Below are 11700 nucleotides of genomic sequence, written 5' to 3'. Positions count from 1 at the left end.
GCCTCTTTTTCTCACCTAAACATATATTGATACTTCCTTCTCTGCTGTAGAAGTATGGTATACACTCTCTGTTTTACCTCCTTAGAATACACGGAATCTGCCTCTAGCAATCCACGGATCTGCCTCTCCCCAAAATGAAACCACATCTGATCTCCGTACAAATCCTGCGCCGCATCCAACTGCTCATCAAAGGAACGGCAGAACGTCTTCGCCTCCGCCTTGGTCATCTGCATGATCACATCCTGCCCCAAAGGATAATCCATCATTGTATCCGCAAGCAGCGATGCTCCCTGGTCAAAAAACGGGCAATAAGCGTATCCCTCCCGTCCGTCCCACAGCACGGCAATATTATGCGTATGCCGGTCTTCATTCAGAAATAGCGCATCAATCGTCAGCAGCTTACACATATACACTCCACACCCCCTAAGCCCTGTCAGCTTCTCCATCTGCTCAACCAGGAATCTCAGGCGGTTCTCACAATCTCTGATCCGGAAGATACTGCGATACAGGCTCTCACCATAATTATGATAGAACAGTCTCTCCAGCGTGATCATCTGCCACTTCCCTTTCAAGCCCTTCGATGGGTCCGTCAGAAAATCCCGGCTCCTGCACCCTGTATAGCTCTGCGCGCCATAGTGTATCTCCTCCGGCTTATACAATACATACTCGCTCTGGTCCAAAGATGAATACTCAAGAAGTGATGAGACCATATACTCTGCCAAGCCTTCATATCCGGTATAATCCGCCTTATACCAGTAGTCGTCCTTCTTCCACTTCAACTGATTCCCTTTAGAGGACTGTCTTGCTTCTTCCCGTACATCCTGTTCAAATAGTTCAACCATACTGCCGCCTCCCTATTCATATAACTGACTCTCCCGGCCAACCATCGGTTACCTCTCTATCCGTATCCAGAAATCATCCTCCGCCATACGTCCTTCCGTCTTCTCAATGATCATCATCGAATCATAGAACGGCAGGTCATATTCTCTTAGCACAAGCTTCATCTTGTCCCGGGTAGGCGGAAAACAGCGGGATTCAAGGAACTCTTCATACTGCTGATAAGATGGCTTCTCGATCTTCCCAAATGCACGCTTCAGCAGTTGCTTCGTATAATTAATGACCTCGATATTATGATTCTTCTCATCTACATCTATCACCGTACATAATTCATCCCGGAACATATAGGACAATCTGAGGGGCGTCTTCCTCTCTGGAATCTTCTTCTCTTCCTCAATCTGAGGGTAATCTCTTAAGATATTAAGCAAAGTAACGATCGGCCCGGTAATCGGTGTCTTACTGTATTCCCATCTCTCCACCGTCTTCTTCGACACATTCGCGAATCTCGCGAATTCTTCCTGTGTAAGGCCAAGTCCTTTCCGGCACTGCCTGATCTCTTCACCTGTAACCTTCGCTTCTAATGCATATTTTTTCATTCTCTTCCCCTCCTCTCCTCTTTTTACCTCATTTATAGTATTATTTTTATTATTTTATCCTATATTTATCCGTCTGTCAATTCTTTTATTTCCGCGAGCACCGACCGAAGCAGAGCGTAGACCAAATCCCCCGCTGCTCTGCAGCGCTACAAATTTGATGCCCCGTTGCTTACAGCGGGGTCTTTGACTGCATTCAGACAAGCTTCCCCTGTTACATACAACAAGCCGCATGCCCTGTTATCAGACATGCAGCTTGTTCCTTCGTTATATTGCAGCCATACATCCCGTCAAATGTACATGCAAGCATACCCATTTGACTCGTTGCCCGCGAGAATTAAAACTCAAAAATCGCAACTCCATACGGCGGCAATTTATATGCAAATGAAAATGGTCTTCCGTCACATTCCTGCTTCACAGCCTTATATACAACCGGTCTCTCTTCTCCTTTTCCTCCGTACTTCACATCATCGCTGTTCAAGATCAGCTTATATTGCTTCTTGCGCGGCACGCCTACCCTGTAATCGTCTCTCGGCATCGGTGTGAAGTTGCACACGAACAGCAGGTTCTTCTTCTTTCCCTTCGAATGTCTCACAAAACTGAAGATACTCCTGCTCGCATCATCCGCATTGATCCACTCGAAGCCTTCCCAACTGTCATCCATCTCGTACATAGCCCTATTACGCCTATACAGATGCAGCAGATCCCTCATCCAGTTCTGTATCTGCTGATGCTCGTCTTCCGCCAGCAGGAACCAGTCAAGCTCTCGCTCCTCGCTCCATTCCCGAAGCTGCGCGAATTCCTGCCCCATGAACAACAGCTTCTTGCCTGCATGTCCCATCATAAATGCATACCCGACCTTAAGATTGGCAAACTTATCAAATCCCAGCCCCGGCATCTTATTCAGCATGGAACATTTCAGATGCACCACCTCGTCATGGGACAATACCAGAATATAGCGCTCACTGTGCGCATAACTCATGGCAAATGTCATCTGATTATGATGATCCTTCCTGAAATACGGATCCAACTTCATATATTCCGTAAAGTCATGCATCCAGCCCATGTTCCATTTCAAACTGAATCCAAGACCGTCATCCTCAACACTTCCCGTCACCATCGGCCATGCCGTCGACTCCTCAGCGATCATGACTGCTCCCGGATTCCTGCCAAGCACCACAGAATTCAGATGCTTGAAGAAATCTATCGCCTCCAGGTTCTTATTGCCGCCGTATTTGTTGGCAATCCACTGTCCGTCCTGCTTGCCGTAGTCCAGATATAACATGGACGCTACCGCGTCTACACGAAGCCCGTCCACATGGAACTGCTCGACCCAGTACAGCGCGTTGGAGATCAGGAAATTGCGCACCTCATTCTTGCCATAGTCGAAGATCTTCGTGCCCCAGTCAGGATGCTCCCCCTTCTTCGGATCCGCATATTCATAAGTAGGTGTTCCGTCAAAATCCGCAAGGCCGTGAATATCCCTTGGGAAATGAGCCGGTACCCAGTCCAGGATAACACCGATCTTATTCCGGTGCAGATAATTGACCATCCACGCGAAGTCCTCCGGCGTCCCATACCTTGAAGTAGGCGCAAAATATCCGATAACCTGATATCCCCATGAACCGTCAAACGGATGCTCCGCAATGCCGATCAGCTCGACATGCGTATATCCCATATTCTTCAGATATACGGTGATCTCCTTCGCAAATTCCCGGTAATTATAGAAGCCCTCATCCTCTCTTCCCGGATGGCGCTTCCAGGAACCAATATGCGCCTCATAGATCGACATCGGCTGTTCCGTATGCTTCCAGGTCTTGCGGTTCTCCATCCATACATTGTCCGTCCACTTGATCTTCGTAAGATCTGCGACTCTGGATGCCGTGCCCGGTCTCAGCTCTGCATAGGCGCCAAAAGGATCTGCCTTGAATACAAACTCTCCCTGATAAGTCTCCACACAGAACTTGTACATATCATATTCCTTCACATCAGGAATAAAACAAGTATATATGCCAAGAGGTTCTCCTCTCTCCATCGGATTCGCTTCCATATTCCACTCATTGAAATCGCCCACCACGGACACGGAACGCGCATGCGGCGCCCACACTGCAAAATATACACCTTCTTTTTTTCCTTTCTTCACCTTATGGGCGCCCAGCTTCTTATAGATCTCATAGTGATTACCCTGTCCGAAAAGATAATGATCCAGTTCTCCGACTTCATATGGTTTTGCTTTTCTTTGTGCCATATAATCATCCCTCACATTCTGTTGCGATATATTTCTATTATACTTTAGACTGACACAAAAAGAAAGAGTTTTGACCAATCTTACAGACAAAACTCTTCTTTTATTGCATAAATCAATATCGTTCCCTTCAGAGCGGACATTATATCTTGAAATCCTCTTCTTTCAGAATGATCCGGTCAGATTCATCCGTACCTCTTCCGAATACTCTTCTGGCAAGATGCTTGACATTGGCCTTCTGTGAATGCTCGATCGCTTCATCCATGATATCCTTGACCTCCGCAACCGATACGGCATGATCCTCGCGCTGCATCACATCAATACGGCTGTACAGAGCCAGAATACCCATCTCATCCAACTTGTATCCATTCTCCTTCGCATATGTCTGGCCAAAAGTAACCAATTCATCATTGACGAATACCGGAAGCTCCAGCTTAGATGAGAACTTCTTCTTGAATTCCGGGTTCGCTGTCAGAATACGCTCCAGCGGCTTTCTCTGATCCTCCAGCACGAAGAGCATCTCTCCCGTCTTTCTCTCCATCAGGCGATTCAGCTCCTTAATAGTCCTGGAATTCAACTTGCCTGCTTTCTCGACGATAATTGCTCCCCCGCGCAGTTTCTGGATAATATTAGTCAGTTCCTTCTTATTCAAAGATTCTCCTGTTACAATCGCAACTTTTCCCTGCTTGAGATTCCGCTGCTTCTGGATCGCTTTGACGATATCTACCGCCAGCACCGTCTTACCGGAACCTTTGCGCCCGATCACCAGAAGATTTCCTGTCCTGGAAGTTCCTTCCTTGCGGGCTCTCCTGTCATTATCCAGCACTTCCACGATCTGCTCGCTCATTCCCCTTACCGGAACAAAATACGAGAACAGCTTCTTCTGCTCCTCAGTAAGCCCCGCTTTCAGACCGATCTCGCTGGTCGCGCTCAGATCATAACGTCCCGTTACAACGAATCCAGTATCGAATGGAACCCCGCTGCCCTTCGCTTTCTTGATCCTTGCCTGAATCTCTTCTTCGGACGGCTCTTCAATCTCAAGTTCCTCTTCTTCGTCAAATTCATCCTCTTCTTCGAAGTCTTCTTCTTCCTCTTCCTCAAAGTCCTCTTCGTCCAGATCCTCTTCCTCGTAGTCTTCCTCCTCAAAGTCCTCTTCGCCAAAGCCCTCTTCTTCAAAGTCTTCTTCAATGAAGTCCTCTTCGTAATCTTCCTCAAAGTCTTCTTCGTCCAGATCCTCTTCTTCTAGTTCCTCCTCGTAATCTTCCTCCTCGAAGCCGTCCTCATCTTCAAAATCTTCTTCTTCAAAGTCCTCTCCGAAGTCTTCTTCCTCTTCCTCAAAGTCCTCTTCTTCAAATTCCTCTCCGAAGTCTTCTTCCTCTTCCTCAAAGTCCTCTTCTTCAAATTCCTCTTCGAAGTCTTCTTCCTCTTCCTCAAAGTCCTCTTCTTCAAATTCTTCTCCGAAGTCTTCTTCCTCTTCCTCAAAGTCTTCTTCTTCAAATTCTTCTCCGAAGTCTTCTTCCTCTTCTTCAAAGTTATCTTCTTCAAAGTCTTCTCCTTCAAAGTCTTCTCCTTCAAGGTTTTCTCCGAAGTCTTCTTCCTCTTCTTCAAAGTCCTCCTCAGATTCTTCTCCAGTCTCCTCAGCGGCGGCTTCTTCGTAATCTTCCTCTTCCTCAAAGTCTTCTTCCAGATCTTCCTCGTCAAAATCTTCTTCTTCGTAATCTTCCTCGTCAAAGTCTTCTTCAAGTTGTTCGGCGCCGATATCTTCCTTTTCAGAATCAGAAGCATCTTCGCCCAATTCTTCCATGAGCCTTACAATATCATCCGGTATCCGTTGTGTCTTACCGTCGATGGCATCCGGCTTCTCTTCTGGTTTGTCCGCCGCCACCGTCTTCTTCGTAGTCTGTTTTACCTTACGCTTAACCGGCTTCTCTTCAGCTTCTTCATCCAGGCTTCCCTGCTCGCCTTCCACCATCAGATCTATATCCGGAATACTATCCATCAGGTCTGCCAGATCGATCTCCTTTTCCGGTTCCGTATCAGCCAAAGCTTCCGCCGGCTCTTGCACAATTGCCTCTTCTACTGCCGCTTTCGCCGCTTCCGCTGTATTCGTCTCCCCGGACACTTCTTCCGCTGCTTCTGCCTCCCCGGACGCTTCTTCCGCCGCTTCTGCCTTCCCGGACGCTTCTTCCGCCGCTTCCGCTGTATCTGCCTTCCCGGACGCTTCTTCCGCCGCTTCCTCCGCTTCCGCTGCATCCGCCTTCCCGGCTGCGATCGCGCTTGCTTTACGCAGCGCTTCTTCCGTAATCTTACGCGCTTCCTCTTCTGCCCTGCGCACCGCCTCTTCCGCTGCCGCCTTTCTCGCCGCCGCTTCCTCTTCCGCCTTGCGCGCAGCCTCTTCCGCCGCCGCCTTTCTCGCAAGCGCCGCTTCCTCTGCCTTGCGCGCGGCTTCTTCCGCTGCCGCCTTGCGCTCTTCCGCCGCTTTCAGAGCCGCCTTCTCCTTGGCTTCCTTCTCCTCAGCCGCTTTGCGCTCTGCTGCTTTGCGAAGCGCTTCCTTTTCTGCCAGCTTGTTTGCAGCCTCCATTTCCTCAGGAGTCATACCTTCTTCTTTCGCCTTACGCTCCGCGTCTCTGCGCGCAAGCTCTTTCTGCAGACCGATCTCATCCCGTTCTCTTCTTAGCTTCTCATCATCCTCTTCCCGTTGTCTCTCTATGGCTTCCGCATTCGCTCTCTGTTTTGCTTCCCATTCCTGAAGGATCTCTTCGATCCGCATCTGACCCGTTGCACGGAGCGCACTGGTCTTCCTGTCCGTCATAATCACGCCAGTCTTCTCCTTGCGTACCGGTTCCTCCGGCTGCGGCTCCTCCGGCTCCTCTATCTGCAAGGTTTCCTCTGCAGGAGCCGGCTCTTTTGCCTTCTCTTCATCCTTCTTACCATTAATAAGCGCCTCCATATGTATCTGACCGGTAACCTGGCGAATACCCTCCTTCACCCTGGCAACCGTCTTCTCTACGCTCCTCATACCGCTCGCGAATGCCATACCGTTCGCAAGCGCCTCCTGGAGCGTCGCACCCTTCACAACCTTCTTAATAGAAGAGCCCTCTCCCGCATCCGCTGGCAATTCCTGCGGCGCCTCTTCTCTATCCGGATCAGAAGTCTCAGGCTTCTCTCCCGCGTCAACAACAGGCTCCTGCGTCTCTCCCCTGCCGACAGGCGCACTTTCCCCGCCCAGTGAAACCGGCATCTTCGCCGAAGTATTCCTCTTCAACGGGCGCGGTTTCTTGGACGCACCGGGCCATGCGTCGTATTTCTCCTGCTGCAGAGGCGTCAGCGGCTTATACTGCATCTTAAGCTCCATAGCCTGATAAACATACTTGCCTTCACTGAACCACAAGATCAGATCGTCACACTCTTCCAGACATTCTGCCGTCATCCCTGCTTCATGATACAGCCTTGCCAGCTCAAACGCCCATTTCTCAATATATTCTGACTTCTTAAAATCCTCCAGGGCAGCAATCTGCTCACTGAGCGGCGCTCCCTGTGCACTCAATATCCTGTATTTTAATATGAACTGATTCGGATCCTTCGGCGCCAGCTTCACAAATTCTTCATAACAATCCGCCGCCTCTTCCACATCATTGATCTTCAATGCCAGCAGCCCCAGTCGATACGCTATCTTCCTGCTCCCCGGAGAACGATCGAACGCTACAAACAAAATATCCCGGCTCTTCTGAAATTCGCCGTTATATTCATAAATCTCACTTACAGAATTCAGAGTTGCTACATTCTTGACCCTGCGCCAGTCAATCGTATCCGCGATCTCCATCGCTTTCTTGTACTGCTTCTTCTCCATGTACTCCTGCATCTGCTCTGTTTTCACCCTATATTCATATTTATCCAAACTTCTCACCTCAAAAATTTGTTAAAACTGCATCATTCTACATTTTTACGAATATAATTCTATCATACGCCATGAGTAATGTCAAAATATACGGCGCAAATTGCCAAAAAAAGGAGCATCCCTTAAACTATCAATTTAGTTATCCGGTAATGCTCCGTTATTTTTCTATATTAAGTTTTATCATATTCCTATATAAATCGGAGGATTCTTATTTAGATTCAGACGTTCCCTTCTGCCTTTTATCTTATACCTGTCCCGCTACTCTATACATCGTGTCCAAGGTAAATGTATAAAATAAGCTTGCCCCTCACTGGTATAGATCGTTATCCCTTCTATAAATCTTATGGACGCTCGCTACAGCTTGCACAAATCATATCCGTTCTGTTAGGTAATGTTCCTATGCACATCGTCTAATCACTTCGGATCTATGTGGTATAATTCTCAATATGTCTGCAAATCTTCATCTATCTCTTATATCCGGTCTCTTCTTCTCCGACTCTTCTTTTCATTCAATTTACCGGCTTATCTCTCTATGGTTAAGGCTTAGTCTGCGGGAACTTATATCTGCCATACCACTAACATATTGAGTTGTTGAATTCTTTACATTGTCCAATGGATTAAGCCTCCTTCCTTTTATTATCTTTTGGATTGAGTTAATAATACCACTCCCTTGCATATTTGTCAATACTATTTTTGAATTTTCATCTTATAAATTTATAATAAATATATTCCATCAAAATATTCTGATTATTATATTCTTTTCTATCAATTCACACAATACTATACAATTCCGTTTGTTAACCATATCATGTTTTTAGTTGACATTTTATCTGATCTCGCATATACTTAGTCACATACAACTATTCAATCCAGCCAAGAAAGGAATATTTCAATGAAAAACATTACGACAACCAACCAACCATCTGATAAGTCCGGGCGTCTGACCACGCACCGCCTGGTCCTGATCTCCATGGTGACTGCCATTACCTGTGTCCTTGCCCCATTCGCCATCCCGATCCCGGTCAGTCCTGTTCCGATCTCTCTTACGAATCTGGTACTGCTGATCAGCGTCTACATACTCGGATGGAAAGACGCCTCAATCAGCTATTTTGTATATCTGCTGCTGGGCGCCGCCGGACTTCCGGTATTCTCCGGATTCGCCGGAGGTCCCGGCAAGATCGCCGGACCAACCGGAGGGTATCTGCTGGGCTTCATCTTCATGACCATACTGGCCGGAATCTTCGTTGAGCGATTCTCTGACCGGCGTTTCCTTACCGTGATCGGAATGGCGCTTGCAACCGCCGTCGCTTATGCCTTTGGTACGGCATGGCTGGCTTTCCAGATGGAGCTTCCCTTCACGGCGGCTCTCTCGATCGGTGTGATCCCCTACCTCCCCGGAGATACCCTGAAGATCCTTCTTGCAGTCATCATCGGCCCTGCCTTGAAGATCCGCCTGCAAAAACTGCGTTAATAGAATCTCTTTTTGTTATCCGGCGCGGTCTGGTAAGGTTGTACCAGACCGCGCCGGTCATATTACATTTACAGGATCAGATCATCTACTTTCTTATATTCCTTCAGGCTGTACGCTTCTATAATATTTCCCTGAACCACATACAGGGTATCTTCTATATAGAGACCTCTTGAACTCCTCATTCCATTTCCATTGATCTTCTCTTCCATATTACAGATGAATCCATTGTCCTCATCATACTCAAAGAGGAAATATTTCTGACCGCCTTCGGAATCCCCGGGGAATCCGATGATATTCCGTTCCGGGCTGATCAGCGCCGCCTTATAATCATAAGAAACCTCCGTGCTGTATACATTGTTCAGCACATGGGTATCTGACTCCTTCACATCCGTCTTGTCGGAAATGTCGAACATGGTAAGCTTCACGCCGTCTGTTACCAGCGTCTCCTCATCCACATTCATCCCGATTCCAAGAAGCCGGTCTTCCCCATAGAAATGAAGATACTCCGAGAATCCCGGGATCTTAAGCTCTCCGACGATCTTCGGCTTCTTCGGGTTTGACAGATCCGCACTGAACAGCGGGTCGGTCTCGCGGAATGTCACGAAATAAGCCGTATCTCCCATGAATCTCGCCGAATAGATCCTCTCATCCTTCGCAAGCCCCTCGATGGCCCCGACCTGCTCTAATTCTCCGTCCAGAATATACACGGCATTGGAATCTCCTCCCACTCTGTCTTGCTTGGTCACAACCACTCTCAAGCATCCGTCATACTCGTCGATGCAGAAGGAATCCTTCAGATATCCGTCAAACTGCCCCTGTGCTTTCGCCTCTAGCTGTCCGTCCTTGTACGCAACCTTACGAAGGGTTGTGACACACCCGCTGGCCGAATATCCCCATTCCTCCTCGTAGTAGTAGATATTCTGATTGCTCACATACAGGCTTCCGCCTTTCGATAATATCGCCTTGCTGTCCTTCGCCTTATCCGGCTTCTTCAAATCTACCGCCGTGATAATTTCATACATATTAGCCTGAGAGACCGGAGGAAGATAGATATCATCCGCTCTCATCACATCTCCGCCGATCAGCGGAATGAATTCCCTTGGCTCATTCTGGCTTACTTCACTCCAGATATGGTACTCACTGAACAGATACAGATACCCGTTCGACATCCTAGAAGAATTATAATATCCGCTCTGGCTGACCCTTCCTTCCTCCACAGGATTCTTGGGATCCTCGATATCATAAGTCACAGCCACAACCGCCGAGCTGTCGCCTGTTCCCTGGTAAGAAGGGTCCGCCGAATATAACAGGTCTCCACCACCCTGGCTGCAAACTGCCACCAGCTTCTTCTGTTCCGGCACGACATAGAATTCCTCGATATAGCAATTACTGCCCACCTCAATCGATGCCGCCTTCTTCATATCCTGGTTCCTGGAATCAACCACGGCGATCTTATCTCCATCATCTTCCAGAACGTAGAGATAAGTTCCGTCCGTCTTCACGATATCCCCCTCGTCTACGCCCTCCTGCCTTACATTCGTCTCCGAGTATCCGCCCGCTCCGCTTGTGTCCTGTGCTATCTCTGCAGGAGCGCTGTCTGTCGACGCCCTGTCTTCCGCAGTGCTCTCCATCATCTTGGTCTCCCCGTTCATACCTCCGTCAGCCGCCCCTGTTTCCGCCTCATACAGCTCCTCATGCTTTATAACGGACTCTTCCATCTCTCTTAGCCGCCTCTGATATTCCTCCAGGTAACCATAGACCTGATCATAGCTCTCTGCCTGGGCAATCATACGGCTGTCGTCAATCTGTATCTCATCTTGCATATCAATCCCCGATGCCCAGTTCCCAGGCCTTGAATCTGCCGTACCGCCCGCTCCCGAAGTCTTCCATGCAGCTATACCGATCACAGCCGCCGCGCACGCCGCCGCCAATGCACTGGTCTTCCGGACTCCCCATCTGGACTTTTTATTTTCTTTCTTTTCCTTCTCCCTCTCCTTCTCTTCCAGCATTCGGCGGATATTGTCCGGCTCAAGCTTCTCCGGGACCTTTATGTCCGCCGTCCTCTGCCTTACCTGATCTAATACATCCTGTTCTCTCTTATTCATACAGCCGCCTCCTTTCACTTATCTCAACACACATTCCATCTTCTGCAGCGCACGGCTCCTCTTGGAACGAACCGTATTAGGGTTCATCTTCAAGGCATCCCCGATCTCCTTGCTGTTATAGCCGCCGAAGACCGATAAACCCACGATCGTCTGCTCCTCCTCCTCCAAAAGGAAGAATGCCTTCCTGACGTCTACAGCCAGGCCAACATCTGGGTCCTCATAGGCCGCCTGCACATATGTCTCTTCCCCGAAGTAATCCCGCCTTGCCGCTTCTTTTTTCAGTCTCTTCTTGCATATGTTCGACACTATCGTAAATATCCAGCTTCTGAAAGCGTCTGGTTTCTTAAGCTTCCCTATGTTCTCATAAGCTGCAACCACCGCTTCGCTGACCGCGTCCTCCGCCTCCTGCTGATTCTGCATCATGCACAGGGCAAACCGGTACAGATCCACATAGACAGTCTCATACATCTGCGCAAATGTCTTCGCGTCGCATCTCATATCTTCTCCTCCCTGCAATAATCAATTTGCACCGTCTCATTTCCGTATATACA

The 11700-nt window shown here is 48.5% G+C and carries 7 protein-coding genes; 1 reads left to right on the top strand and 6 read right to left on the bottom strand.

Annotation, left to right across the window (positions count from 1 at the left end):
• Positions 1-11: 11 nt before the first annotated feature.
• From VSQ62_RS01345 to VSQ62_RS01330, 4 genes are all read right to left on the bottom strand, one after another.
• Positions 12-842: a hypothetical protein gene (locus VSQ62_RS01345; protein ID WP_334632764.1), complete on the bottom strand. Its 831-nt coding sequence runs from the start codon at positions 840-842 to the stop codon at positions 12-14.
• A 48-nt stretch (positions 843-890) separates the two neighbouring features.
• Positions 891-1433, bottom strand: a complete 543-nt coding sequence (locus VSQ62_RS01340; protein WP_334632763.1) for a helix-turn-helix domain-containing protein — start codon at positions 1431-1433, stop codon at positions 891-893.
• 334 nt (positions 1434-1767) lie between these two features.
• On the bottom strand, positions 1768-3678 hold the full coding sequence (gene glgB / locus VSQ62_RS01335; protein WP_334632762.1) for a 1,4-alpha-glucan branching protein GlgB: 1911 nt from the start codon (positions 3676-3678) through the stop codon (positions 1768-1770).
• 139 nt (positions 3679-3817) lie between these two features.
• Entirely contained in the window at positions 3818-7573 is a 3756-nt protein-coding gene (locus tag VSQ62_RS01330; RefSeq protein WP_502957705.1) for a hypothetical protein, read from the bottom strand.
• 892 nt (positions 7574-8465) lie between these two features.
• Between VSQ62_RS01330 and VSQ62_RS01325 the strand changes: the two genes are divergently transcribed.
• On the top strand, positions 8466-9044 hold the full coding sequence (locus VSQ62_RS01325) for a biotin transporter BioY (protein WP_334632760.1): 579 nt from the start codon (positions 8466-8468) through the stop codon (positions 9042-9044).
• Positions 9045-9112: 68 nt separating this feature from the next.
• On the opposite strand, the gene VSQ62_RS01320 is transcribed toward VSQ62_RS01325, so the two are convergent.
• Together VSQ62_RS01320 and VSQ62_RS01315 are read right to left on the bottom strand one after the other, a co-directional pair.
• Entirely contained in the window at positions 9113-11149 is a 2037-nt protein-coding gene (locus VSQ62_RS01320) for a beta-propeller domain-containing protein (protein WP_334632759.1), read from the bottom strand.
• 18 nt (positions 11150-11167) lie between these two features.
• Positions 11168-11647 carry an RNA polymerase sigma factor gene (locus VSQ62_RS01315; RefSeq protein ID WP_334632757.1) on the bottom strand — a complete coding sequence of 160 codons (480 nt, stop codon included), beginning with the start codon at positions 11645-11647 and terminating at the stop codon, positions 11168-11170.
• Between the last annotated feature and the right edge of the window lie 53 nt (positions 11648-11700).

It is taken from the genome of Sporofaciens sp. JLR.KK001 (assembly GCF_036941055.1).
Lineage (GTDB): Bacteria > Bacillota > Clostridia > Lachnospirales > Lachnospiraceae > Sporofaciens.
This window is presented reverse-complemented; position numbering and strand designations above follow the sequence as displayed.

Excerpts from the sequence above, each read along its gene's own strand:
- glgB (WP_334632762.1), bottom strand. The coding sequence starts at position 3,678 with ATGGCACAAAGAAAAGCAAAACCATATGAAGTCGGAGAACTGGATCAT.
- VSQ62_RS01340 (WP_334632763.1), bottom strand. The coding sequence starts at position 1,433 with ATGAAAAAATATGCATTAGAAGCGAAGGTTACAGGTGAAGAGATCAGG.
- VSQ62_RS01345 (WP_334632764.1), bottom strand. The coding sequence starts at position 842 with ATGGTTGAACTATTTGAACAGGATGTACGGGAAGAAGCAAGACAGTCC.
- VSQ62_RS01320 (WP_334632759.1), bottom strand. The coding sequence starts at position 11,149 with ATGAATAAGAGAGAACAGGATGTATTAGATCAGGTAAGGCAGAGGACG.
- VSQ62_RS01325 (WP_334632760.1), top strand. The coding sequence starts at position 8,466 with ATGAAAAACATTACGACAACCAACCAACCATCTGATAAGTCCGGGCGT.
- VSQ62_RS01315 (WP_334632757.1), bottom strand. The coding sequence starts at position 11,647 with ATGAGATGCGACGCGAAGACATTTGCGCAGATGTATGAGACTGTCTAT.